Genomic DNA, 23,690 nt, shown 5'->3' with positions numbered 1-23,690 from the left:
CTTACCCGATCAGAAGGATGCCAACACATGTCATGTGATTTTATGGCACAGGCAACACCTGGAGTGCAGGGACTGCACCCCTATGAAGCCGGCAAGCCGGTGGAAGAGCTGGAACGCGAACTGGGTATCAGTGATATAGTAAAACTGGCCAGCAACGAAAACCCTCTGGGGCCCAGTGATCAGGCGATGGCTGCTGTCCAGGCACTGTTGGCGGATTCAGCGCGTTACCCCGATAGCAACGGTTTTGGGCTCAAGCAGGCCCTGCACAAGCATTATGGCCTGGAGGGCGCTCAGCTCACGCTGGGCAATGGCTCCAATGATGTCCTGGAACTGATCGCTCGTGCTTTCCTGCAGCCCGACGATGAAGTGGTATTCTCCGAATATTCCTTTGCCGTGTATCCCATCGTAACCCAGGCCTGCGGCGCCCGAGCGGTTGTCACCCCTGCCATTGATTATGGTCATGACCTTGAGGCCATGGCGAGTGCGATTACGGAACGCACCCGGTTGCTGTTTATTGCCAACCCCAATAACCCCACTGGCACTGGCCTGATGCGCGAGGAGCTGACCGCCTTTCTCGATGCCGTACCGGAGCACGTTATCGTGGTCCTGGACGAAGCCTACACCGAGTATGTGGCAATGGCCGAGTTTCCGGATGGCTTGGCTCTGCTGCCCGATTACCCCAACCTGATCGTTACCCGGACCTTTTCCAAGGCCTGGGGGTTGGCGGGGCTGAGGGTTGGGTTTGCAGCGGCCACGCCGGTGATCACGGATCTGTTGAACCGGGTTCGACAGCCGTTCAATGTCTCTCATTTGGCGCTGGCGGCGGCCGAAGCCGTATTGACGGATGCTGATTATTTGCAGCGCAGTGTCGAAGTGAACAGAGCAGGCATGCGGCAGCTGGAAACCGGCTTGAAGCAGTTGGGGCTGGAATTCATCCCTTCATTTGGCAACTTCATCACCGCCGATATGGGGCGTCCGGCACAACCGGTGTTTGAGGCGCTGCTGCGAGCCGGAGTCATTGTACGACCGCTGGCACCCTACAGAATGCCGCAGCACCTGCGGATCAGCGTTGGTCTGCCGGAAGAAAATGATCGCTTCCTGCAGGCCCTGAAGCAGGTACTCGCGTGCTGAACTATCTTTCCGATTCGCAGTACCGGCTTGAGCGGGTCCTGATTATTGGTCTGGGCCTGATTGGCGGCTCCTTGGCCAAGGCGTTGAAAACACGTGCTTGCGTAGGTGAAGTCGTGGGGGCTGACCGCAGTCCTGATGAATGTCGCCTGGGGCTTCAATTGGGCGTGATAGACCGCATCGCGGAAGATCTGTCCGCCGAGGTCGCCCAGGCTGACCTGATCGTGCTGGCGGTGCCGGTCAAGGCGATGGAAGCCGTGCTGGAGCAGATCCGCCCCTATCTTCGTATGCAGACACTGGTGACTGATGTCGGCAGTACCAAGGGCAATTTGGTGCAGGCGGCGCGGCGTATTTTTGGGCACTTGCCCGGCACCTTCATTCCGGGGCACCCCATCGCCGGTGCGGAAAAAAGCGGTGTACGCGCCTCGGATGCGGATCTGTTTGAGCATCACAAGGTGATTTTGACACCTTTGCCGGAAACCGATTCGAACGCAACGCTGGAGTTGGCCCGGCTGTGGCAGACGGTAGGGGCAGAAGTTCTGCAAATGGAAGTGGGGCGGCACGATGAAGTGCTGGCCGCGACCAGTCACCTGCCGCACCTGCTGGCCTTTTCGCTGGTCGATACGTTGGCGCGGGAAGAGGAAAATCTGGATATTTTCCGTTATGCCGCCGGTGGTTTCCGGGACTTTACCCGGATAGCGGCCAGTGATCCGACTATGTGGCATGATATCTGTGTTGCGAACCGCGAGGCAATTCTGAGCCAGATTGACCGCTATACCGCCGGAGTGGCACGCTTGCGCGGTGCCATTGAGCAGGGCGACAGCGAAGGCATGCTGGGCATCTTTACGCGAGCGAAAGCGGCTCGTGAGCATTTTACCCGGTTATTGAACAAGGCGGCCTATTCATCGAATGATCATACACGAGCGGTAAACTTGCGCGCCCGTGGGGGTGCTGCACTCAATGGAGAGTTCAGCCTGCCCGGTGATAAGTCGATATCGCATCGTGCCATTATTCTGGCGGCGCTGGCCGAGGGTGTGACTGATATCAGCGGCTTTCTTGAAAACGAGGACAGCTTGGCAACCTTGCAGGCGCTGCGGGACATGGGCGTTGTGATTGAAGGGCCGCATCAGGGACAGGTTCGGGTGTTTGGAGTGGGGCTGAATGGCCTCAAGCCACCGCCGGGGCCCTTGTACCTGGGGCATTCAGCGACCGCCATGCGCTTATTGACTGGAGTGCTGGCAGCCCAGCCGTTTGATACCGAGCTTTTTGGTGATGAAGCGCTGTGTCGGCGTGACATGACACGAGTTACCGAGCCGCTGCGACAAATGGGGGCATCGATTACGACCGGGCCGAGCGGCGGAGCACCGTTGACAATCAAGGGTGGACAGCGGTTGTGCGGAATCGATTACCAGTTGCCGGTGCCCAGTGCACAGGTGAAATCGTCGTTGCTGTTAGCGGGGCTCTGGGCCGAGGGTACGACCTGTATCCGAGAAAAAGTCGCGACGCGAGATCATACGGAGCGCATGTTGGCGGCTTTGGGGGCCGATATTCGTGCATCAGAAGATGGCGTTCGGCTGGTGTCGGGGCCGCATCTGGAAGCAACGAATATAGAGGTGCCCGGCGATATTTCCTGGGCGACACTGTTTTTGGTGGCCGCCGGAGACCGCGGCAGCCAAGGCAGCTATTGTTTGCGGTCGGCAGGCATTAACCCCAGTCGTATTGGTGCGTTGCAGGTTTTGCAGCAAATGGGAGCCGATATTCGGTTTGAGCGACAAAGGGAGCAGTTGGGTGAGCCGGTCGCCGATCTGGTTGTGACTGCAGGTGCCCGTCTGAAAGGTATTGATGCGGATGCAGCCTTGCTGGCGGCTGCGGTGGATGAATTGCCGCTGTTGCTGGTTGCGGCCGCCGTGGCCGAAGGGCCGAGTCGCTTTACGGATTTGGCACGCTTGAAGCACAAGGAAGATGATCCGGTGCATAAAACCGTCGCCATGTTGATCGACTTGGGCATCGCGGTTGAGCAGGGCGACGATTATATCCAGGTGACAGGTGGCACTCTGCAAGGGGGTGTTATCGAGACTCAGGATAGTCTGCGCCTGGCAATGGCAGCCCTTGCCGCAGGCTTGTGCTGCACAGAAACAGTGACGGTGTCTCAGCGGGGGGCGCTGTTGGCGGCCTACCCGGATTTTGTTGAGCAGGCGCAACGAGTGGGTCTGAACGTTCATAAGGAGGAGGACTGATGTCCACTGAGAAAAAGCAGGTAGCGGTCATCACCGTTGATGGTCCGGGAGGATCAGGTAAAGGCACGATTTGCCAGTTATTGGCAACGGAGCTGGGCTGGCACTTGCTTGATAGTGGCGCACTGTATCGCCTTACGGCATTGGCGGCCCGCCACCATGGTGTAGCGCTGGATGACGTGGAAGCACTGGAAGTGCTGGCGGCGCATTTGGATGTGCAGTTCAAGGCATCGGACAGTGAGAAGGGTGTGCAAATCGTACTGGAAGGAGAGGAAGTGACTCAGGCCATTCGTAATGAACGGGTGGGTGAGGATGCTTCGGTTATCGCGGCCCTGGGGCCGGTGCGGGAAGCGCTGTTGAACCGGCAGCGTGATTTTGCGCGGGCGCCCGGATTGATTGCGGACGGTCGTGACATGGGCACCGTGGTGTTCCCTGAAGCGGAGCTGAAAATCTATTTGGATGCCAGTGCGGAAGAGCGTGCACGACGCCGTTATAAGCAGTTGATTAGCAAGGAACCCGGTGCTAGCCTTGATGATATATTGAACGATATCAAGGCACGTGATGCGCGGGACATGAATCGCACAATCGCGCCGTTGAAACCAGCACCGGACGCAGTGAGGCTCGACACCACGGCCATGACCATAGACGAGGTGTTGCAGGCTGTACTGGATGAAGCCAGACACAGAGGGCTGCGTTGATGTAGCCAAATTTGGGAAGGAACGGTAATGAGCGAAAGTTTTGCGGAGCTGTTTGAAGAGAGTTTGAAAGAGCTGGATATGGCGCCGGGGTCGATAGTGACCGGTACCGTTGTGGCGATTGATAACGACTTTGTGATCGTCAATGCAGGACTCAAATCGGAGGGGGTGATTCCTCTGGAACAGTTCCGTGATGACAGGGGGGAATGCCACCTTCAGGTTGGTGACGAGGTGCGGGTTGCACTGGAGTCGCTGGAAGATGGCTTTGGCTCTACCGTTCTATCCCGTGAGCGCGCCAAGCGCATTGAAGCTTGGGCCGTGCTCGAAGAGGCTTTTGCTGCCGGCAGCAATGTGCAGGGGCATATCGTTGGCCGTGTTCGGGGTGGCCTGACAATCAACGTCAATGGCCTTAATGCCTTTATGCCCGGCTCCCTGGTGGACATCCGTCCTTTGCGCGATACCACTCACCTGGAAGGTCAGGAATTGGAGATGCGCATCGTCAAATTGGATGCGCGCAGCAATAACCTGGTTGTATCCCGCCGTGCAGTGCTTGAAGAGGCCTATAGCCAGGAGCGAGAAAAGCTGCTGGAAAAAATGGAAGAGGGCCTGGTTATCAAGGGCGTGGTCAAGAACCTGACCGACTATGGTGCCTTCATCGACTTGGGCGGTATCGACGGCCTGCTGCATATCACCGATATTGCCTGGAAACGGGTCAAGCATCCGAGCGAGGTGCTGACCGTTGGCGATGAAATCGACGTCAAGGTTCTGAAGTATGATGCCGAACGCAAGCGTGTTTCGCTGGGTCTGAAACAGTTGCAGGATGATCCCTGGAACAAGTTGGCGGCCGAGTACGCGGTGGGGAGTCGAGTCAAGGCCAGAGTAACCAATCTGGCAGATTATGGCTGTTTTGCCGAAATTGCGCCGGGTATCGAAGGATTGGTGCACGTGTCCGAAATGGATTGGACCAACAAGAATATCCATCCTTCCAAAGTGGTGCAGCTGGGCGATGAAGTCGAGGTCATGATTCTCGATATCGACCAGCAGCGACGCCGTATCTCTCTAGGCATGAAGCAGTGCCAGATGAATCCCTGGGAACAGTTCTCCAGTCAGCATGCCAAAGGTGACGTGTTGAAGGGGCGTGTGCGCTCAATCACCGACTTCGGGGTGTTTATCGGTCTGGACGGTGGTATCGATGGGCTTGTTCATCTGTCTGACCTGTCCTGGGATGTGCCGGGAGAGGAGGCGATGAAGGCCTACAACAAAGGGGATGAGGTTGAGGCACTGGTGCTCTCCGTTGATCCTGAGCGCGAACGTATTGCGCTGGGCATCAAACAGTTGAATTCCGATCCCTTCTCGCTCTATGCCGATCAGCACCCGAAGGGCAGCATTGTACAGGGAAGGGTGCAGGATGTTACCCCGCGCCAGGCAACGGTTGCTTTGGCGGAAGGCGTGGAGGGCGTGCTCAAGGTTTCTGAGCTGTCCGAGGCGCATGTGGCAGATCTTACCACCGAACTTAAGTCCGGTGATGAGCTGGAAGCAGCTGTACAAAGTGTTGATCGTCGTAACCGAGCCTTGAATCTGTCTGTTCGTCAGATGGAGCGTGCTCAAGTGAAACAGGCGATGCAGTCGGTACAGGAACAGCCAGGGCAAGAACAGGGACCGACTACGATTGGTGACCTGATCAAGCAGCAGATGAAAAAGCAGGATTCCTGATATCCGCTTTGCTCTAGTCTGAGACCCTGTTGACACAGGGTCTTCGGTCCGAACCGGAGGTGTTATGACCAAATCAGAGTTAATCGAGCGTTTGATCGATGCCCACCCGGAGCTGTCAGTCAAGGATGTGGAGCTGGCCGTTAAGACCATGCTTGATCATATGACGGATGCTCTGTCCACGGGCGACCGCATTGAAATTCGCGGTTTTGGCAGCTTCTCGTTACACTATCGGGCGCCTCGTATGGGGCGCAACCCGAAAACGGGAGAGGCTGTTCCCCTGGCCGCAAAGCATGTTCCTCACTTTAAACCCGGTAAGGAACTGCGCGACCAAGTGAATGAAGGGCTAAAAGCCGGCTATTGATTTACCTGCCATGACAATGCCGGTCAACTGCAGAGGAAGAAAGCGTGAACTGGCTGAAAAAACTGATCCTGACCCTGCTGGCGCTGATTGTTATTGGCATCGGCATTCTGTTTACCATCCACAATACTCAACCGGTCAGTATTGATCTGGTATTTTTTGTATTACCGGAAGCCAGCCTTTCCCTTTGGCTGATCGCCGTCTTCGTATTGGGTGGTGCCTGCGGCATGTTCCTGAGTGCCTTCACGCTGTTGGCGCTGAAAACTCGCCTGAGTTCATCTCGTCGTAAAGAGCAGGCCTTCCGCAAGGAGCTTGACCAGCTGCGTACGGCCGGCCTGAAAAACGCCAACTGAAATGCTGTCGGATTACCTGCTGATTGTCCCGCTGTTTCTGGCGGTGGGCGCCGGCTGGTGGCTGGGCAGGAGCCAGGTCCAGGGGCGTCAGTCAGCGGAGCCTGCGGTCGCTGAATTGAGCAGGGAGTACTTCATCGGTCTTGATCACCTGATCAATGAAAACACCGATGAAGCGATCGAAAGCCTGATTCGCGCGCTGGAAATCAACTCCGAGACCATCCCCGCCCACCTGACCTTGGCGAAGTTGTTTCGCCGCAAGGGCGAGGTTGAGCGTGCCGTTGCCATCCATCAGAAACTGCTGGCGCGGCCTGACTTGCCGGAATCCGACTTTCTGCGTATTCAGATGGCCTTGGCTCGGGACTATGAGGCCTCGGGGCTGCTGGATCGAGCCGAAAAACTGTTGCTGGACATTATTCAGCGAACAACCGATACGGTGGCCCGTCGCAAGGCCCAGTTGTTACTGATCAAGCTTTACGAAAAAGAGAGCGAGTGGCAGCAGGCGCTGGATATGGCTGCGCAGCTGCAGAGCGGTGACCTGAGCGATATTCGGCATGAGCTGGCGCATTATTGCTGTGAGCGTGCGGAAGTGGTCTTGCGAGCCGAGGGCGCTGCCGCTGCCGAGCATTACCTGCGGCAGGCATTGCAGTATGACCGACAGTGCTGCCGGGCAACTCTGATCCGAGCCCGAGTGCAGATGGCAGCGTCGCGCTGGAATTCTGCGATCAAAACGCTCAAGCAGGTGTTGGAGCAAGATCCGCTACTGGTGCCGGAAACCATTGCGCCTCTGACCGAGTGTTATACCGCTCTGGGGGACGAATACGCACTGGAGAGCTATTTGCGTCAGTGCCTGCAGCAGGCTTCATCGACAACGGTGATCATGGCCCTGGCCGAGGTCATCTGGCGGCGAAAGGATGTGTATGCCGCCGGCAAGTTTCTCACGGAAGAATTGAAGAAGCGTCCATCTGTCCGGGGATTTAATCGGCTGATCGACATGCATATTGATTATGGTTCCCGTAGCGCACGTCAGAGTCTCAGTGTATTGCGAGGCTTGACCGGACAGCTGGAACAGAACAAGCCCATTTATCAGTGTAACCACTGTGGCTTTGCGGGACGCGCCTTGCATTGGCAATGTCCGTCCTGCAAGCAGTGGGGTACGACAGGCCCGATTCAGGGGCTTGAAGGCGAGTAAGAGATACTATACATGACCACAGATACCAACCGTATTATTGTTGCCCTGGACTACCCGGACCTGAACTCGGCCTTGCAGATGGCGCGGCAGCTGGACCCGGCCCTTTGCCGGGTCAAAGTAGGCAAGGAGCTGTTTACCCGCTGTGGACCTGCAGTGGTTGAAGCACTGCATCAGTTGGGGTTTGATGTTTTCCTGGACCTGAAATTCCATGACATCCCCAATACGACGGCACGTGCCGTGCGTGCTGCAGCGGAGATGGGAGTATGGATGGTCAATGTGCATGCATCGGGCGGTCGCCGGATGATGGAAGCGGCGCGTGAGCAGTTGGAGCAGGTTCAGGGCAACCGCACGCTGCTGATCGCGGTAACCGTTTTGACCAGTATGGAGCGCTCCGACCTGGCTGAAATCGGGCTGGATCTTGATCCCATGGAGCAGGTTGTGCGTCTGGCCAAACTGACGCAGGACTCGGGCCTTGATGGCATTGTCTGCTCCGCGCAGGAAGTGTCTGCGATTCGAGCTGCTCTGAAGCAGCCGTTTACGCTGGTGACGCCGGGAATTCGTCCGGCTGATGCCGAACAGGGCGATCAGCGTCGCATCATGACACCGAGCGAAGCAATTCGCACGGGAAGTGATTATCTGGTAATCGGGCGACCGATTACGCAGACCCGCGAGCCATCAGTCGTTGCGGAACGCATACAGCAGGAGGTAGCGCAGGCGCTTTCTGCTTTGTAAAACTGATCAGGGTCAAGGCAAGGCCGAACCCTGCTTCAGGTTCGGCGCCGGTCTGCCTATGATGATTTGTGTCGGCCAGGATGGCTGACGCATTGACCCTGACTGAAAGGAAGCAATCATGATCAAACGTCTATTGAGCAGTATGCTGCTCTCTTCAACCCTGCTGTTTTCGCCTTTTTCTCTGGCGGCAGAACCTGTCGATATCAATACTGCAACGGCTGAACAGATAGCGTCTGCGTTGAATGGCGTGGGTGCAGCCAAGGCTGAAGCCATAGTGGCCTATCGTGAAGCCCATGGGCCTTTTGTAGCCGTTGAGCAGTTAACGGATGTGAAGGGCATTGGCCCGGCAACCGTGGACAAAAATCGCACCCTGATTTTGCTGGAAGCGGGGCAGGCCGAGTAGCACTTTAGCCGGACCGGTTGCGCCGGTCCGGCCGTTTAGGCTCAACCGATCTGCAGTGCAAAGGCGAGTGCGACCGGAATCACGACCAGGCTGCTGATATTACCCAGTAGGACGATCGAGGCCACTTGCTGTGGTTCCTGATTGTAGCGTTCGGCCATCATGTAGTTGAGTACGGCGGGTGGCAGTGCACCGAAAATCAGCAGATAGCTGAACTGTACCGGCTCCAATTGCAGGATGGGTTGCAGAGCCAGTGCAATGACGACTCCGCTGAGAGGGGTCAGCAAACTTCCCCAGGCACCGATTTTCCAGTTGGAAAAATCCACATCGGTCATACGTACGCCCAGCGCAAACAGCATCAGCGGAATGGCAATTTGTCCCAGCATGTCAATGGGCACCTGTGCCGCTGCAGGCAGCGTCCATTCAAAGGTACTGACTACCAGCCCTGCGATGGTGGCGATAATCATCGGCATGCGCAGGACATTGAACGGGTTGGTGCGGTGGTCGAGCATATAAATACCGACGGTGAAGTGGAGCAGGTTCTCAACCAGAAACAGCACGACGGCTGCGGGCAAGGCCTGTTCCCCGAAGGCCAGTACCAGCAGAGGGATGCCGAGGTTGCCACTGTTATTGAACATGATAGGTGGCAAAAAGGTTTTGCTCTGTACGCCCAGAAGACGGCTGATGGGCCATAGCAGCAGGCCGGAGCCCAGTACGACGATCAGGGCGCCGATGGCCAGGCTGGAATAGGTCGGGAGGTCGAAGGACTTTGCCGACATGACCGAAAAAATCAGTGCAGGGCAAAAAACATCGATATTCAAGCGGTTGGCGATTGTCATGTCAGTGTGTTGCGCGCGAGCATAAAAAAAGCCGACGCTGACAATGGCAACCAGAGGTAAAACCGTGAGAAAAATGCGCTCCAGTAGCGCCAGGGTGGTGCTGTCCATGAAAAATCCTTTGGCTGGCCCGCCCGTTGGGTCAGTAGTAGTTTTTATTAGTGTCTTCGACAGGCAGTCAGAGCGGCCCCCAGCGAAGGGCGCACTTATTCTGTCTGACGGTAATAGCGGAACCTGTGTTCTGCGCCCGTGATGATAACATCAGTCACCGGTTTTGAGTCTGTCCCGCATACGTGTGTTTTTCAGGGCCGCTGTGGGCGGGTATTTTTGCAACAGGCCAGCACGTGGAATGCTTGGAATAACTGCGGTAGAGGTCTAGTCTAGAGTCAGTACGGTGCTCGAAAAGTGTCAAAATACTACAGTCTAAAAGGGCTTTATAGATGCAGCCTGCACGTCAGGGTTGGTAATAGACAAAAGTATGAGTCAAATGTAGTATTACTACATATAAAACCACAATAACCGGGACGGCTTACAGGTGCCTTGCGTGCAATCCATGCAGGATATCGGTCGATTCCGGCACGTCCACGCTTACAAGTGATCGGAGAAGGCAAAGTGCGAGACATGATTGAAGATATCGATCCAATCGAAACTCAGGAATGGATGGATGCTCTTGAATCCGTCGCCAAAAACGATGGAGATGAGCGCGCGCGCTACCTGCTGCGCGAACTGGGTGCCAAGGCATCCGATATGGGCGTTGACTCGGGAGCGACCCTCAATACCTCTTACGTCAACACCATTACACCTCGTGACGAAGTGCGCATGCCGGGTGACCTGTTCATCGAGCGTCGTATCCGCTCCTTTATTCGCTGGAACGCAATGGCAATGGTCATGCGAGCCAACGATAACGAAGATGCACTCGGCGGTCATATCTCCAGCTTCTCTTCTTCTGCAACACTTTACGACATCGGTTTTAACTACTTTTTCCATGGTCCCGAAGGGGATCGCGAGTCCGATATGGTCTTCTTCCAGGGACATATTTCTCCGGGGATTTATGCGCGCGCCTATCTGGAAGGTCGACTGACCGAAGAACAGCTGGATAACTTCCGTCGTGAAGTAGATGGCAACGGTCTGTCCTCCTATCCGCACCCCTGGCTGATGCCGGACTTCTGGCAGTTCCCGACCGTTTCCATGGGGCTGGGGCCGATCCAGGCAATCTACCAGGCACATGTCATGCGTTACCTCTCGGCGCGTGATTTGGTCAAGCGTGGTGATCGCAAGGTATGGGCGTTTCTGGGTGACGGCGAATGTGATGAGCCGGAAACTCTGGGTGCAATCTCTCTGGCTGGGCGCGAACAGCTGGAAAACCTGATCTTTGTCATCAACTGTAACCTGCAGCGTCTGGACGGCCCGGTACGTGGTAACGGCAAGATCGTTCAGGAGCTGGAAGGCATTTTCCGTGGTGCCGGCTGGAACGTGATCAAGGTCCTGTGGGGACGCCACTGGGATCCGCTGTTTGAAAAGGACGAGAAAGGTCTGCTGCGCAAGCGCATGGATGAAGTCTGTGATGGTGAATTGCAGAACTACAAGGCCAATGGCGGCGCCTATACCCGTGAACATTTCTTCGGCAAATATCCTGAACTGGCCGAGATGGTCAAGGATATGTCAGACGACGAGATCATGAATCTGAACCGTGGCGGGCATGATCCGTACAAGGTATACACGGCGTATCATCAGGCGTTCCATCACAAGGGGCAGCCGACCGTCATTCTGGCGCAGACCGTGAAAGGGTACGGCACCGGCCAGTCGGGGCAGGCGAAAAACGATACGCACTCGATGAAAAAGGTGGCGATGGACGACCTGATGGCGTTCCGCGACAACTTCAATATTCCATTGTCCGATGAACAGCTCAAGAGCGTCCCCTACTACCGCCCGTCTCCGGATTCGCCGGAAATGAAGTACATGTTTGAGCGTCGCAAGCAGTTGGGTGGTTTCTACCCGGCACGCCGCACAGAATTCGAGCAGCTGCAGGTGCCTGAACTGGATGCTTTCAAGGGACAGCTCAAGTCCAGCGGTGAGCGTACCCTGTCGACTCAGATGGCGCTGAACCGAGTACTCAGCACCCTGGTCAAGGATAAGCAGATGGGTGAGCGAGTCGTGCCGATCGTGCCGGACGAGGCGCGTACGTTCGGTATGGAGGGCATGTTCCGTCAGCTGAGCATTTATTCGTCTGCCGGACAGCGTTATGTGCCCCATGACTCCGACCAGATCATGTACTACAAGGAGTCGAAAAACGGCCAGATCCTGCAGGAAGGGATCAACGAGGCGGGTGCCATGTCGGCCTGGATTGCGGCGGCGACTTCCTACGCCAACAATGGCTGCACCATGGTGCCGTTTTACATTTTCTATTCCATGTTCGGTTTCCAGCGCATCATGGACCTGGCTTGGGCGGCCGGTGACTCTCAGGCGCGCGGCTTCCTGATTGGTGCGACCTCCGGCCGTACTACGCTGAATGGTGAGGGCCTGCAGCACCAGGATGGGCACAGCCATCTGATGGCGCAGATGATCCCGAACTGTATCTCCTACGATCCAACCTATGGCTATGAGCTGGCGGTGATCGTACAGGATGGCCTGCGTCGGATGTATGCGGAGCAGGAAAACAAGTTCTATTACATCACCACGCTGAATGAAAACTATCAGCATCCGGAAATGCCGCAGGGTGCCGAAGAGGGCATCATTAAGGGCATGTACTTGCTGGAAGAGGGTAAGCCTGCCGAGCTTAAAGTGCAGTTGATGGGCTGTGGTTCCATTCTGCGTGAAGTGCGTGAGGCGGCCGTTATTCTGCGTGAAGAGTTCGGTATTGAGGCTGATGTCTGGAGCATGACCTCCATCAACGAGTTGCGCCGTGAAGCCCAGTCGGCTGCTCGCTGGAATCTGCTGCACCCTGAACAGGATGCGCGTCAGTCCTATGTCGAGGCCTGCCTGGAAGGCCGCGAGGGGCCTGTGGTGGCTTCTACCGATTACATGAGAATGTATGCTGATCAGTTGCGTGAATATATCCCGCGTCGCTACAAGGTCTTGGGTACCGATGGTTTCGGTCGTTCCGATAGCCGAAACAAGCTGCGTGAATTCTTCGAAGTAAACCGTTATTACGTCACCGTAGCGGCGCTGAAGGCGTTGCAGGAAGAGGGCAAGCTGGAGGCTGCGGTTGTCGCCAAGGCCATTCAGAAGTTCAACATCAACCCGGACAAGCCGGCCCCCTGGACACTGTAAGTGGCAGGCGAGTGAACATCTGACTGGTTTATTGCGAGAGGATTTATTGTGACTACGACTACCATTACAGTGCCTGATATCGGCGGTAGCGAAAACGTCGACATCGTTGAAGTGTGTGTCAGCGTGGGTGACAGCATTGCAGAAGGTGATTCCCTGATCGTGCTTGAAACCGACAAGGCGTCCATGGAGGTTCCATCCACTCATACGGGGGTGGTGAAGAGCATTATTGTGGCTGAAGGCGGAACCTGCAGCGAAGGTGATGCGATTCTGGAGCTGGAAGTTGCGGGAGCCGTCGAGGCAGAGGCCGTGGCTACAGCTCCGGCGGATGTCGCTTCAGTCGAGCCGGTGCCTGCGGCAGAGCCGACTCCGGCTGTAGCAGCCTCTGGTGGCATTGAGCAGGTGTTGGTGCCGGACTTGTCCGGTGCCGACAATGTGGATGTGATTGAAGTGCTGGTGAAGGCTGGTGACGAGATCGCCGAAGGTGACAGTCTGATCACGCTGGAGACTGACAAGGCCTCCATGGAAGTACCGGCTCCGAAGGGTGGCAAGGTTGTTTCCATGAGAATTAAGGAGGGCGACCAGGCCAGTGAAGGTGATGTGCTGCTGGAACTGGAAGTCAGTGGTGATGCTGTAGCTCCCGCTCCCGCTCCCGCTGCTGAAGCGTCGCCTGCGCCTGCTGCAGCATCGGTCCAGGCCGGTGGTGTCGAGCCGGTGACCGTACCGGACCTGTCCGGCGCCAGTGATGTGGATGTGATCGAAGTACTGGTGTCTGTCGGTGACGAAATCGCCGAAGGTGACAGCCTGATCACGCTGGAGACTGACAAGGCCTCCATGGAAGTGCCTGCACCCAAGGGGGGTAAGGTTGTATCCGTGAAGATTACGGAAGGTGCTCAGGTCAATGAAGGTGACCTGATTCTGGAACTGGAAGTGGCGGGTGCACCGGCTGCTGCACCTTCTGCCCCGGCTGCAGAGGCGCCCACCACACCGGCACCGACTGTGCCAGTCAAGGCGACTGGGCCTGCCGCGGGTACGTCTGTTGACTTGAATGTACTGGAGCAGAAAAACCGCAAGGTTCATGCCGGTCCGGCGGTACGTGCGCTGGCGCGTGAATTTGGTGTCGAGCTGGCCAATGTATCCGGCAGCGGTCGCAAGGGACGTATCCTGAAGGAAGATGTCCAGGCCTATGTGAAGTCGGCGCTCAAGCAGCTGGCCGAGAAGGGGCCGGCGACCGTGACCGGTGGCAGCGGCATTCCGGTGATTCCTGCGGTGGACTTCAGCAAGTTCGGTGAAACCGAGATGGTCAAGCTGAGCAAGGTCGACAAAATCACACGTGACAACATGTCCCGATGCTGGCTGAACGTGCCGCATGTGACCCAGTTCGACGAGGCTGATATCACCGAGCTGGAAGCCTTCCGCAAGGAAATGAAAGATGCGGCGGCGAAAGAGGGCGTCAAGTTGACCCCGCTGCCGTTCATGATCAAGGCGGCTGCGATTGCACTCAAGCGTCACCAGAAGTTCAACGCTTCTCTGCATCACGATGGCGAGCATATCGTATACAAGAAATACGTTAACATCGGCATTGCGGTGGATACGCCGAACGGCCTGATGGTGCCGGTGATCAAGGATGCGGATCAGAAAAGCATTTACGAGTTGGCGCGCGAAGCAATTGAATTGGCCGGCAAGGCCAAGGATCGCAAGCTGAAGCCGAACGAAATGCAAGGTGCATGCTTCACCATCTCCAGCCTCGGCGGGATTGGCGGCACCGGCTTTACACCGATCGTCAATGCGCCGGAAGTGGCGATTCTGGGTATCTCCAAGGCGGACATCAAGCCGCGCTGGAATGGCAAAGAGTTCGAGCCGCGCATGATGCTGCCGCTGTGCCTGTCCTATGATCATCGCGCCATCAATGGCGGTGATGCGGGTCGTTTCCTGACTGATCTGAATGGTCTGCTCAGCGATATTCGTCGTCTGGTACTGTAGGCAGGTATCCGGGTGATATGAAAAAAGGGGTGAAGGCCGTTGGTCTTCACCCCTTTTTTGTATCTGTCTTAAACCGGCAGGCTGTCGGGTCGGTGGTGACGAGCTCAAGGAGGAGTCTCGCCGTTATGGTTCAGCCGTAAAATGCCATCTTGACGATAAACAGCGCCGACAGGATCCAAAGCGCCGGATTGAGTTGATCAAAGCGACCGCTCAATGCCTTGATGGCCGTGTAGGAGATAATGCCAAATGCGATGCCGGTGGTGATGGAAAAAGTCAGCGGCATGCTGACGGTTGCAATGACCACTGGTGCGGCTTCGGTGATATCGTCCCAGTCGATCTTGACCAGGCTGTGTGTCATTAGTACGGCTACGAACAGCAGGGCAGGAGCTGTCGCATAAAGCGGAATGGTACTGGCCAGTGGCGACAGGAACAGGCTGGCCAGGAAGAGGGCGCCGACTACAATGGCGGTCAGTCCCGTACGTCCACCGGCGGCAATGCCGGCGCCGGATTCTATATAGCTGGTGGTGGTTGAGGTACCCATCACGGAGCCGGCCATGGTGGCGGTGGAGTCGGCCATCAGTGCGCGTCCCAAACGTGGCAGCTTGCCGTCGCTGGTCAGCATCTTGCCCTTTTGTGCCACGGCGATCAGTGTGCCCGAGGTGTCAAAAAGGTCGACAAACAGAAACGAGAATACAACGCTGACCAAGCCGATGTTCAGGGCACCAATAATATCCAGTTTTGCAAAGGTCGGTGCCAGAGAGGGGGGGGATGATACTATGCCGTTAAATTCAACATGTCCGGTGGCGAGGCTTACCAGAGTGATGGCCAGGATTCCGATCATCACCGAGCCGGTCATGCGTCGGTAGTAAAGGGTTGCGATGATAACAAAGCCCAGGCATGCCATGATGGCACTCCACTGGCTCATGTCGCCAAGAGTGACCAGTGTGGAGTCTTCATTGATGACGATGCCAGCATTCTTAAGGCCGATAAAACCGAGGAAAAGGCCAATGCCGGCGCCGATACCGCCCTTAAGTGACAGTGGAATGCTATTGATAATCCACTCACGAATGCGAAATACCGATAGCAGGAAAAAGCAGACACCCGAGATGAAGACGGCTCCCAGTGCGGTTTCCCAGCTGTACCCCATCTGCCCGACCACGGTGACGCTGAAAAAGGCGTTCAGTCCCATGCCGGGAGCCAGGGCGATCGGGTAGTTGGCCCAGAATCCCATAACAAAACAGCCAATGGCGGCAGCCAGGCAGGTGGCAACGAAAACGGCACCGGAATCCATGCCGCTTGCTGACAGCATCGAAGGGTTGATGAAAATGACATAGGCCATAGTCAGGAAGGTGGTCAGGCCTGCAATGACTTCGGTCTTGATATTGGTTTGGTGCTCGGAGAGCTTGAAGAGCTTGTCCAGCATTGAAGTGATCCACTGATTACAGGAAAGGCGGTATTCTACCTTAGTCTGATATGTTTCTTCAGTGGGAAATAACAGGACAGAGGGAAAGGAAATTGGTCGGGATGACAGGATTTGAACCTACGACCCCTGCCTCCCGAAGACAGTGCTCTACCAGGCTGAGCTACATCCCGACGCAATACTTAGATTCAGCGAATGGTCGGGGTGACAGGATTTGAACCTACGACCCCTGCCTCCCGAAGACAGTGCTCTACCAGGCTGAGCTACACCCCGACAAAGCTGAAGCTAAGTGTTTGTTCTGATTGGTAGAATGGCGAAGGGAGCGCCTCAATCAGGAACGGAGCGCATTATAGAGAGACAGAGGGCATTTGCCAAGAGTCGAAGAGAAAAATGTTAAGAAAATAAGTACACTCCAGTTTTTTCCCACAAAGATGACCGCAGGAGAAGAGGGATGTTGGCAGGTCTGTTGTTGTTGCTGGTATGCCAGTTGCTGGGTGAGTGGATCGTGCTTGCACTGGCGTTGCCCGTACCCGGCCCCGTGATGGGAATGGTGCTGTTACTGATTGCCTTGATCGTGGCAAAGCGGGTACCGGAGGCAGTTCGAATGTCGGCCGAAGGGCTCTTGCGCCACTTGGCTCTACTGTTTGTGCCGGCCGGTGTCGGGCTGATGGTACATGCCGAGTTGATAGCGGCCGAATGGCTGGTCATCCTGTTGGCGCTGGTTGTCAGTACGGTTGTCACTATTGTGGTGACTGCTCTGGTGCTGAAGTATTTAACGCGCAACATGGATATGTCGGGGGGCAAGTGATGACGAGTTTTTGGGTGTATTTTGCGGCCAAGCCGCTGTGGTGGATCATCGTTACCATTGCCACTTTCATCTTCACGACCTGGCTGAATCGCCGTGTCGGAGGGACTCCGTTGCTGCATCCTGTGCTGGTGGCATTGTCACTGATCATCGTGCTGCTGCAGCTGACCGGTACCGACTACGATACCTATTTCGAAGGGGCTCAGTTCATCCATTTCCTGTTGGGGCCCGCGACGGTTGCGCTTGCCGTTCCGTTATATGACCACCTTGAGCGAATTCGGAAGATGTTGGTGCCGTTGCTGATCGCCTGTGCCTGCGGAGCCGTGACAGCTGCGTTGTCGGTGATCGCGGTTGCCTGGGCATTGGGAGCATCGGAGAGTACGTTGCTGTCACTGGCACCCAAATCGGTTACCTCGCCAATTGCGATCGGGATCGCGGAAAAAATCGGTGGGTATCCCTCGTTGGCGGCCGGATTTGCATTGATTACCGGGGCTATCGGCTGTCTTACGGCACCAATGCTGTTTCGCTGGCTAAAAATTGAAGACGATGCGCACAAGGGATTTGCTCTGGGTCTGTCATCTCATGGCTTTGGGACCGCATTCGCTTTCGAGTTCAGTACTCTGGCTGGCGCCTTTTCGGGGCTTGCCATGGGGCTTACCGGACTGGTTACGGCGTTCCTGGTGCCGGTGCTGATACGTTTGCTTGGTTTATAGAGCTGGTTGATGGGAGGGGCGAGCGGAAGCCGGATTTGCGCAAACGTGTGTTCGGCAGTAAAGTTCGCCCCCATTGTGGTGTGTGCATAAACCGACCAGAGGTACAGACTGAAGATGACTCCGCTTGAGCGATACCAGCAGGATCTGAAACGTGATGACTTTTCCTATGATCCGACCCAGGAAATGGCTGTGGGGCACCTGCAGCGCCTGTATGATGACCTGGTGGCCGCCGAGCGTGCACCCAAGCCGAGCCTGATGCAGCGCTTGGGCAGCCGGATCAAGCGACAGTCTCAGGAGCCGATCAAGGGGCTGTATTTCTGGGGCGGTGTCGGCCGGGGCAAAACCTACCTGATGGACACCTTCTACGACAGCCTGCCGTTCGAGCGCAAGATGAGAACCCATTTTCACCGGTTCATGCAGCGTGTGCATCAGGAATTGAAAGAGCTGGACGGAACCAAGAACCCACTGGTCGAAATTGGGCGCAAGTATGCTGACGAGGCCAGTATTATCTGCTTCGACGAGTTTTTCGTCTCCGATATTACGGATGCCATGATCCTGGGCGGGCTGATGCAGGAGTTGTTCAATAACGGCGTTGCTCTGGTGGCGACCTCCAACATCGTTCCGGACGGTTTGTATAAGGATGGCTTGCAGCGACAGCGCTTCCTGCCGGCAATCGATATGCTCAAGCGGTATACCGAAGTGGTCAATGTGGACGGGGGGATCGATTATCGTCTGCGTACCCTTGAGCAGGCCGAACTGTATCACTGGCCTCTGGATGCCGAAGCGGACGGCAGTCTGGCTCGTAGTTTCGAGAGCCTGGTGCCGGACTGTGAAGCTGAAGAGCGTGATGTCCTGATTGAGGTGAACGGACGTAACTTGAAAGCGCGTCGTGTTTGTGAGGATGTGGCCTGGTTTGACTTCAGTGCCCTGTGCGAAGGTGCGCGTTCGCAGAATGACTATATCGAACTGGGTAAGCTGTACCATGCGGTACTGTTGAGCAATGTGCCGCAGTTGGGGCGCAAGAATGACGATGCGGCTCGACGTTTTATCAACCTTGTCGATGAGTTCTATGATTCGGGGGTCAAGCTGATTATTTCGGCTGCAGTGCCGATTCATGAAATTTATACGGAAGGGCGCTTGAGTTTCGAGATAGAGCGTACGCAGAGTCGATTGCTGGAGATGCAGTCGCATGAGTATCTGGCTCGCGAGCACCGTTCGGCCTGAAAGACATACCTGCAGCCCTTCCAATATGAGGGAGGTGCGGGTATAATGCGCGCTCCCTGAAAACAGGGTGCCGAATAAGTGTAAGTTAGTGGCCGCGTGCTGCTAACCAATAACTATAAGGTAAGTCGGAATCTCGTATTCGAGACTTAAACTGTAAGGTGAAAAATCCATGAAAACTTTTACCGCCAAACCGGCCGAAGTAAAACGCGACTGGTATGTTGTGGACGCAGAGGGTAAAACTCTGGGTCGCCTGGCTACTGAAATTGCCCGTCGTCTGCGTGGCAAGCACAAGCCGGAATACACTCCGCACGTTGATACTGGCGACTACATCGTTGTAGTCAACGCCGAGAAAGTGAACGTGACCGGCAATAAGCGCAACGACAAGATGTACTATCGCCACTCCGGTTTCCCGGGTGGTCTGAAGGAAGCGAACTTCAACAAGATGGTACAGACCTTCCCTGAGCGTACAATCGAGCTGGCTGTTAAAGGCATGCTGCCGAAGGGTCCGCTGGGTCGCTCCATGTACAGCAAGCTGAAAGTATATGCCGGTGCAGAACATCCGCATCAGGCTCAGCAACCGAAAGAACTGAACATCTAAGGGGAAGGCGAATATGTCTACTACTCAGTATTACGGTACCGGCCGTCGTAAAACCTCTACTGCTCGCGTTTTCCTGCGTGCGGGTACTGGCAAAATCATGATCAACAACCGTACTCTGGAAGAGTACTTCGGTCGTGAAACCGCGCGTATGATCGTTAAGCAGCCGCTGGAACTGACCGACAATGTCGAGAAGTTCGATGCCCACATCACCGTTAAAGGCGGTGGCGGCTTCGGTCAGGCTGGTGCTATCCGTCACGGTATCACCCGTGCGCTGATGGAATACGACGAGACTCTGCGTGGTGCTCTGCGTGAAGCTGGCTACGTAACCCGTGACGCTCGTATGGTTGAGCGTAAGAAAGTGGGTCTGCGTAAAGCACGTAAGCGTCCGCAGTTCTCCAAGCGTTAATTGCAGGCGGCGAAGCCGCCTTACGGCAATTCAAAAAAGCCTGCAGCCCACGTGGTTGTGGGCTTTTTTTGTCTATGGGGTTAAGTCAATAAAATGGGTGTTCGCCTAATGGAGAGGGCTTTATACCTTGTAAAAAAAGGGTATTTTCTTTAACATTCGGCGCATTTGAACAAACCGGTTTTGTGTTTTCATGACTGAGCGCCTCGTCAGCTTTTTGTGTTTTTGCAAAATGTGGCGGGTCGATTGAGGGGAGATGAAGTTAATGAGCAATGACGGCGTGAATAAGGGGCGACGTCGTCTCCTGATCGGTGCCACATCTGCAGTAGGTGCAGTGGGTATCGTAGGAGTGGCCGTCCCGTTCGTGGCTTCCTGGAATCCGAGTGCCAAGGCGAAAGCCGCAGGTGCACCTGCCAAGGCGGATATCAGCAAGCTGGAGCCCGGTCAGCAGATGATCGTTGAATGGCGAGGCAAACCCGTATGGGTTGTGCGCCGTGGCGAGGAAGCACTGGCTAATCTGGAAAAACTGAACGATCGTGTCGCTGACCCGATGTCTGAAAAACCTCAGCAGCCGGATTACATTCCCAAGAATGCGGCTCGTGCTATCCGTCCGGAAATCGCTGTTATGGTCGGTATTTGTACTCACTTGGGCTGTTCTCCGACCTATCGCCCGGAAGTGGCACCGGAAGATCTGGGTAAAGACTGGCTGGGCGGCTTCTTCTGTCCTTGTCATGGCTCCCGTTTTGACCTCTCCGGTCGTGTATACAAGTCTGTGCCGGCACCAACCAACCTGGTTATCCCGCCGCACATGTATGAAGATGACAATACACTGATTATCGGTGTTGATCCGGAGACTGCATAATGGCTGGTACACGCAATAAAGGTAATCCGGGCCTGATGGGCTGGATTGACGATCGTTTCCCGGCAACTGCCATGTGGGAAGATCACCTTTCCAAATACTACGCGCCGAAGAACTTCAACTTCTGGTACTTTTTCGGTTCCTTGGCACTGCTGGTGCTGGTTAACCAGATCCTGACCGGTATCTGGCTGACCATGAGCTACAACCCGAGCGCCGAAGGTGCGTTCGCATCCGTTGAATACATCATGCGAGATGTGGAATACGGTTGGTTATTGCGCTACATGCACTCCACGGGTGCGTCGGCCTTCTTCGTGGTGGTTTATCTGCACATGCTGCGTGGCATCATGTACGGTTCCTACCGCAAGCCGCGCGAGCTGGTGTGGATCTTCGGTATGACCATTTATCTGGCGCTGATGGCCGAGGCCTTCATGGGCTACCTGCTGCCTTGGGGACAGATGTCCTATTGGGGGGCTCAGGTTATCATCTCCCTGTTCGGTGCGATTCCGGTTATCGGCCCCGACCTGCAGCAGTGGATTCGTGGTGACTTCCTGATCTCCGGCATCACGCTGAACCGTTTCTTTGCATTGCATGTCATTGCCCTGCCGATCGTGATCTTGGCGCTGGTTGTACTGCACATCATTGCGTTGCATGAAGTCGGTTCCAACAACCCGGACGGTATCGAAATCAAGGACAAGAAAGATGAAAACGGTGTGCCGTTGGATGGTATTCCGTTCCACCCGTACTACACCGTTAAAGATATTGTTGGGGTTGTTGTCTTCCTGTTCGTGTTCTGTACGGTTGTCTTCTTCTTCCCGGAAGGCGGCGGTTACTTCATTGAGAAACCGAACTTTGAGGCTGCCAACGCGCTGAAAACGCCTAACCACATTGCGCCGGTATGGTACTTCACGCCGTTCTACGCCATGTTGCGTGCGATCACCTTCCCGATGTTTGGTCTGGACGCCAAATTCTGGGGTGTGGTGGTAATGGGTGCTGCAATTGCCATCCTGTTTGTATTGCCCTGGCTGGATCGCAGCCCGGTTAAATCGATCCGTTACAAAGGCTGGTTGAGCAAAATCTGGCTGGTTATCTTTGCCGTGAGCTTTGTTGTACTGGGTGTGTTGGGTGTGCTGCCGGCAACAGAAGGCCGTACCCTCCTGTCTCAGGTCTGCACAGCACTGTACTTCGCATTCTTCCTGCTGATGCCGTTCTACACACGCATGGAGCGCACTAAACCGGTTCCGGAGAGGGTAACAGGCTAATGAAAAAGTTCCTTATCACATTGATGATGGCACTGGCGCCGATGACCGCCAGTGCAGCCGGCGGTGCCGGTGTGCCGCTGGACTCGTTCGAGGGTGATCTGACTGATCAGGCCTCCCTGCAACGCGGTATGCAGACCTTTGTAAACCGTTGTATGGGTTGTCACGAAGCGGGTTACCAGCGTTTTGAGCGTGCTGCTCAGGACTTGGGTATGCCCAATGCGCTGGTCGAGGAGTATCTGATTCTTGACCCCGCCGCTAAAATCGGCGAGCACATGAAAAGTGCGATGGCGAAAGATGATGCCGCGACCTGGTTTGGTGCGCCTCCGCCCGATCTGACGCTTGAAGCGCGTCTGCGTGGCTCCGACTGGCTGTACACATACCTGCGCAGCTTCTATAAGGATGAAAGCCGTCCTTGGGGTGTCAACAACGCGGTCTTCCCGGATGTGGGTATGCCGAACGTGTTGGAAGATCTTCAGGGCAAGGTGGTCAACCACTGTACTCCGGAAGAGCTTGCGCACAGCCAGGACGAAATCGATCCGCTGACCGGCAAAACCATGGGTGGCTGTCTGACAGTTGATGAAGCAGGCAGCCAGTCTGCGGAAGAGTTCGACAAGACCGTCTACGACCTGGTTAACTTCATGACCTATATGGGCGAGCCATCTCGTCTCGAGTCTGAAAGACTGGGTACCAAGGTCCTGATCTTCCTGGCGATCCTGTTCGTCTTTGCCTTTGCTCTGAAAAAAGAGTACTGGAAAGACGTACACTGATTGCCGACGGGTGATTGAGTCCGAAGCTACGCGGTCGTGAGGCCGCGTAGATTTTTTGTTTCAGCAGTATACTTTTGATGGGGATAGTGCGATGGGTGTAGTAGCCAAACGTTCTTCCATGACCTTTTACTCGGATGGTTCCGACCATTACAGCCACAGAGTACGTATTGTGCTGTGTGAAAAAGGCGTGGCGGTTGATATTGTTGAGTGTAAAGCAAGCGAGCTGCCGGAGGATGTCGCGGCGCAGAACCCCTACAACAGCCTGCCGACCCTGCTGGATCGCGAGCTGGTATTGTACGAACCCAATGTGATGATGGAATACCTCGATGAGCGTTTCCCTCATCCGCCCCTGTTGCCGGTCTACCCGGTTGCCCGAGCTGAGAGTCGCCTGTTCATGCATCGTATCCAGCGTGACTGGTGTGTGCTGGTTGATCGCATTCTGGCCGATGAAGGTACTGACGCAGAGCTGGATGCTGCGCGCAAGGATCTGCGTGACAGCCTGGTGACGATTTCACCGATCTTTGCTGAAAAACCGTTTTTCATGAGCGATGAATTCACGCTGGTGGATTGTTGTCTGGCTCCGATTCTGTGGCGCTTGCCGCAGATGGGCATTGAACTGCCTGAAGCGCAAACCAAGCCGCTGCAGGCGTACATGCAGCGCCTGTTTGAACGTGAATCATTCCAGGCCAGCCTGTCCGAGTATGAGCGCGAGATTCGCGACTGATTCGGCTGTTTGTTTGGTATGATCGTGCAG

22 protein-coding genes and 2 tRNA genes are annotated in these 23,690 nt (G+C 55.6%); 20 read left to right on the top strand and 4 right to left on the bottom strand.

Going from position 1 to position 23,690, the window contains the following annotated elements; genetic code table 11:
- The first annotated feature begins 27 nt into the window (after nucleotides 1-27).
- The 9 genes from hisC (at nucleotide 28) to H1S06_RS08975 (ending at nucleotide 8,805) form a co-directional block, all read left to right on the top strand.
- Nucleotides 28-1,131 (top strand): histidinol-phosphate transaminase, encoded by a 1,104-nt coding sequence (hisC, locus tag H1S06_RS09015; RefSeq protein ID WP_181739345.1) that lies wholly within the window; start codon nucleotides 28-30, stop codon nucleotides 1,129-1,131.
- Entirely contained in the window at nucleotides 1,125-3,365 is a 2,241-nt protein-coding gene (locus H1S06_RS09010) for a bifunctional prephenate dehydrogenase/3-phosphoshikimate 1-carboxyvinyltransferase (RefSeq protein WP_181739343.1), read from the top strand. Before hisC ends, H1S06_RS09010 begins: the two co-directional genes overlap by 7 nt.
- A complete protein-coding gene (gene cmk, locus H1S06_RS09005) occupies nucleotides 3,365-4,060 on the top strand; it encodes a (d)CMP kinase (protein ID WP_181739341.1) in 696 nt (231 codons plus the stop codon). Before H1S06_RS09010 ends, cmk begins: the two co-directional genes overlap by 1 nt.
- A gap of 27 nt (nucleotides 4,061-4,087) precedes the next feature.
- Nucleotides 4,088-5,770, top strand: coding sequence for a 30S ribosomal protein S1 (rpsA, locus tag H1S06_RS09000; RefSeq protein ID WP_181739339.1), 1,683 nt, complete (start codon nucleotides 4,088-4,090; stop codon nucleotides 5,768-5,770).
- 64 nt (nucleotides 5,771-5,834) lie between these two features.
- Entirely contained in the window at nucleotides 5,835-6,131 is a 297-nt protein-coding gene (ihfB, locus tag H1S06_RS08995; RefSeq protein ID WP_181739337.1) for an integration host factor subunit beta, read from the top strand.
- Nucleotides 6,132-6,175: 44 nt separating this feature from the next.
- Nucleotides 6,176-6,481, top strand: coding sequence for a LapA family protein (locus tag H1S06_RS08990; RefSeq protein WP_181739335.1), 306 nt, complete (start codon nucleotides 6,176-6,178; stop codon nucleotides 6,479-6,481).
- Nucleotide 6,482: 1 nt separating this feature from the next.
- A complete protein-coding gene (gene lapB, locus H1S06_RS08985; protein ID WP_181739333.1) occupies nucleotides 6,483-7,670 on the top strand; it encodes a lipopolysaccharide assembly protein LapB in 1,188 nt (395 codons plus the stop codon).
- 12 nt (nucleotides 7,671-7,682) lie between these two features.
- Nucleotides 7,683-8,402, top strand: a complete 720-nt coding sequence (gene pyrF / locus H1S06_RS08980) for an orotidine-5'-phosphate decarboxylase (protein ID WP_181739331.1) — start codon at nucleotides 7,683-7,685, stop codon at nucleotides 8,400-8,402.
- A 118-nt stretch (nucleotides 8,403-8,520) separates the two neighbouring features.
- Entirely contained in the window at nucleotides 8,521-8,805 is a 285-nt protein-coding gene (locus H1S06_RS08975; protein WP_181739329.1) for a ComEA family DNA-binding protein, read from the top strand.
- A 41-nt stretch (nucleotides 8,806-8,846) separates the two neighbouring features.
- Here H1S06_RS08975 and H1S06_RS08970 read toward each other — a convergent pair whose 3' ends face one another.
- On the bottom strand, nucleotides 8,847-9,749 hold the full coding sequence (locus H1S06_RS08970; protein ID WP_181739327.1) for an AEC family transporter: 903 nt from the start codon (nucleotides 9,747-9,749) through the stop codon (nucleotides 8,847-8,849).
- Nucleotides 9,750-10,259: 510 nt separating this feature from the next.
- On the opposite strand from H1S06_RS08970, the gene aceE reads away from it, so the two are divergent.
- Together aceE and aceF are read left to right on the top strand one after the other, a co-directional pair.
- A complete protein-coding gene (gene aceE, locus H1S06_RS08965) occupies nucleotides 10,260-12,908 on the top strand; it encodes a pyruvate dehydrogenase (acetyl-transferring), homodimeric type (RefSeq protein WP_181739417.1) in 2,649 nt (882 codons plus the stop codon).
- A 48-nt stretch (nucleotides 12,909-12,956) separates the two neighbouring features.
- On the top strand, nucleotides 12,957-14,888 hold the full coding sequence (gene aceF, locus H1S06_RS08960) for a pyruvate dehydrogenase complex dihydrolipoyllysine-residue acetyltransferase (RefSeq protein ID WP_181739325.1): 1,932 nt from the start codon (nucleotides 12,957-12,959) through the stop codon (nucleotides 14,886-14,888).
- A gap of 130 nt (nucleotides 14,889-15,018) precedes the next feature.
- Here the strand turns inward: aceF and H1S06_RS08955 are convergent, their stop codons facing one another.
- The 3 genes from H1S06_RS08955 to H1S06_RS08945 form a co-directional block, all read right to left on the bottom strand.
- Nucleotides 15,019-16,311, bottom strand: coding sequence for an NCS2 family permease (locus H1S06_RS08955; protein ID WP_181739323.1), 1,293 nt, complete (start codon nucleotides 16,309-16,311; stop codon nucleotides 15,019-15,021).
- A 93-nt stretch (nucleotides 16,312-16,404) separates the two neighbouring features.
- Nucleotides 16,405-16,481, bottom strand: a tRNA-Pro gene (locus H1S06_RS08950).
- A 23-nt stretch (nucleotides 16,482-16,504) separates the two neighbouring features.
- Nucleotides 16,505-16,581, bottom strand: a tRNA-Pro gene (locus H1S06_RS08945).
- Nucleotides 16,582-16,759: 178 nt separating this feature from the next.
- Here H1S06_RS08945 and H1S06_RS08940 point away from each other — a divergent pair.
- From H1S06_RS08940 to sspA, 9 genes are all read left to right on the top strand, one after another.
- Nucleotides 16,760-17,116: a CidA/LrgA family protein gene (locus H1S06_RS08940; RefSeq protein ID WP_181739321.1), complete on the top strand. Its 357-nt coding sequence runs from the start codon at nucleotides 16,760-16,762 to the stop codon at nucleotides 17,114-17,116.
- Nucleotides 17,116-17,826 (top strand): LrgB family protein, encoded by a 711-nt coding sequence (locus tag H1S06_RS08935; protein ID WP_181739319.1) that lies wholly within the window; start codon nucleotides 17,116-17,118, stop codon nucleotides 17,824-17,826. The genes H1S06_RS08940 and H1S06_RS08935 overlap by 1 nt, the downstream gene beginning before the upstream one ends.
- A 114-nt stretch (nucleotides 17,827-17,940) precedes the next feature.
- Nucleotides 17,941-19,050 carry a cell division protein ZapE gene (gene zapE, locus H1S06_RS08930; protein WP_181739317.1) on the top strand — a complete coding sequence of 370 codons (1,110 nt, stop codon included), beginning with the start codon at nucleotides 17,941-17,943 and terminating at the stop codon, nucleotides 19,048-19,050.
- Between the two features lie 169 nt (nucleotides 19,051-19,219).
- Nucleotides 19,220-19,648: a 50S ribosomal protein L13 gene (gene rplM / locus H1S06_RS08925; RefSeq protein ID WP_181739315.1), complete on the top strand. Its 429-nt coding sequence runs from the start codon at nucleotides 19,220-19,222 to the stop codon at nucleotides 19,646-19,648.
- Nucleotides 19,649-19,661: 13 nt separating this feature from the next.
- Nucleotides 19,662-20,054, top strand: a complete 393-nt coding sequence (gene rpsI / locus H1S06_RS08920) for a 30S ribosomal protein S9 (RefSeq protein WP_181739313.1) — start codon at nucleotides 19,662-19,664, stop codon at nucleotides 20,052-20,054.
- Nucleotides 20,055-20,316: 262 nt separating this feature from the next.
- Nucleotides 20,317-20,913 (top strand): ubiquinol-cytochrome c reductase iron-sulfur subunit, encoded by a 597-nt coding sequence (gene petA / locus H1S06_RS08915; RefSeq protein WP_181739311.1) that lies wholly within the window; start codon nucleotides 20,317-20,319, stop codon nucleotides 20,911-20,913.
- A complete protein-coding gene (locus H1S06_RS08910) occupies nucleotides 20,913-22,169 on the top strand; it encodes a cytochrome b (protein ID WP_220183821.1) in 1,257 nt (418 codons plus the stop codon). Before petA ends, H1S06_RS08910 begins: the two co-directional genes overlap by 1 nt.
- Nucleotides 22,169-22,936 (top strand): cytochrome c1, encoded by a 768-nt coding sequence (locus H1S06_RS08905; RefSeq protein WP_181739309.1) that lies wholly within the window; start codon nucleotides 22,169-22,171, stop codon nucleotides 22,934-22,936. The genes H1S06_RS08910 and H1S06_RS08905 overlap by 1 nt, the downstream gene beginning before the upstream one ends.
- Nucleotides 22,937-23,027: 91 nt before the next feature.
- Entirely contained in the window at nucleotides 23,028-23,660 is a 633-nt protein-coding gene (gene sspA, locus H1S06_RS08900) for a stringent starvation protein SspA (protein ID WP_181739307.1), read from the top strand.
- Nucleotides 23,661-23,690: the final 30 nt, after the last annotated feature.

This window comes from Marinobacterium marinum (genome assembly GCF_013868415.1).
GTDB classification, from domain to species: Bacteria; Pseudomonadota; Gammaproteobacteria; order Pseudomonadales; family Balneatricaceae; genus Marinobacterium; species Marinobacterium marinum.
The sequence above is the reverse complement of the archived record's forward strand: the minus strand, read 5'-3'. Positions and strand labels throughout refer to the sequence as shown.

What these genes read in the sequence shown, in the direction of transcription:
- hisC (WP_181739345.1), top strand. Translation starts at nt 28, where the DNA reads ATGTCATGTGATTTTATGGCACAGGCAACACCTGGAGTGCAGGGACTG.
- cmk (WP_181739341.1), top strand. Translation starts at nt 3,365, where the DNA reads ATGTCCACTGAGAAAAAGCAGGTAGCGGTCATCACCGTTGATGGTCCG.
- rpsA (WP_181739339.1), top strand. Translation starts at nt 4,088, where the DNA reads ATGAGCGAAAGTTTTGCGGAGCTGTTTGAAGAGAGTTTGAAAGAGCTG.
- ihfB (WP_181739337.1), top strand. Translation starts at nt 5,835, where the DNA reads ATGACCAAATCAGAGTTAATCGAGCGTTTGATCGATGCCCACCCGGAG.
- lapB (WP_181739333.1), top strand. Translation starts at nt 6,483, where the DNA reads ATGCTGTCGGATTACCTGCTGATTGTCCCGCTGTTTCTGGCGGTGGGC.
- pyrF (WP_181739331.1), top strand. Translation starts at nt 7,683, where the DNA reads ATGACCACAGATACCAACCGTATTATTGTTGCCCTGGACTACCCGGAC.
- H1S06_RS08975 (WP_181739329.1), top strand. Translation starts at nt 8,521, where the DNA reads ATGATCAAACGTCTATTGAGCAGTATGCTGCTCTCTTCAACCCTGCTG.
- H1S06_RS08970 (WP_181739327.1), bottom strand. Translation starts at nt 9,749, where the DNA reads ATGGACAGCACCACCCTGGCGCTACTGGAGCGCATTTTTCTCACGGTT.
- aceE (WP_181739417.1), top strand. Translation starts at nt 10,260, where the DNA reads ATGATTGAAGATATCGATCCAATCGAAACTCAGGAATGGATGGATGCT.
- H1S06_RS08955 (WP_181739323.1), bottom strand. Translation starts at nt 16,311, where the DNA reads ATGCTGGACAAGCTCTTCAAGCTCTCCGAGCACCAAACCAATATCAAG.
- H1S06_RS08940 (WP_181739321.1), top strand. Translation starts at nt 16,760, where the DNA reads ATGTTGGCAGGTCTGTTGTTGTTGCTGGTATGCCAGTTGCTGGGTGAG.
- H1S06_RS08935 (WP_181739319.1), top strand. Translation starts at nt 17,116, where the DNA reads ATGACGAGTTTTTGGGTGTATTTTGCGGCCAAGCCGCTGTGGTGGATC.
- zapE (WP_181739317.1), top strand. Translation starts at nt 17,941, where the DNA reads ATGACTCCGCTTGAGCGATACCAGCAGGATCTGAAACGTGATGACTTT.
- rplM (WP_181739315.1), top strand. Translation starts at nt 19,220, where the DNA reads ATGAAAACTTTTACCGCCAAACCGGCCGAAGTAAAACGCGACTGGTAT.
- rpsI (WP_181739313.1), top strand. Translation starts at nt 19,662, where the DNA reads ATGTCTACTACTCAGTATTACGGTACCGGCCGTCGTAAAACCTCTACT.
- petA (WP_181739311.1), top strand. Translation starts at nt 20,317, where the DNA reads ATGAGCAATGACGGCGTGAATAAGGGGCGACGTCGTCTCCTGATCGGT.
- H1S06_RS08910 (WP_220183821.1), top strand. Translation starts at nt 20,913, where the DNA reads ATGGCTGGTACACGCAATAAAGGTAATCCGGGCCTGATGGGCTGGATT.
- H1S06_RS08905 (WP_181739309.1), top strand. Translation starts at nt 22,169, where the DNA reads ATGAAAAAGTTCCTTATCACATTGATGATGGCACTGGCGCCGATGACC.
- sspA (WP_181739307.1), top strand. Translation starts at nt 23,028, where the DNA reads ATGGGTGTAGTAGCCAAACGTTCTTCCATGACCTTTTACTCGGATGGT.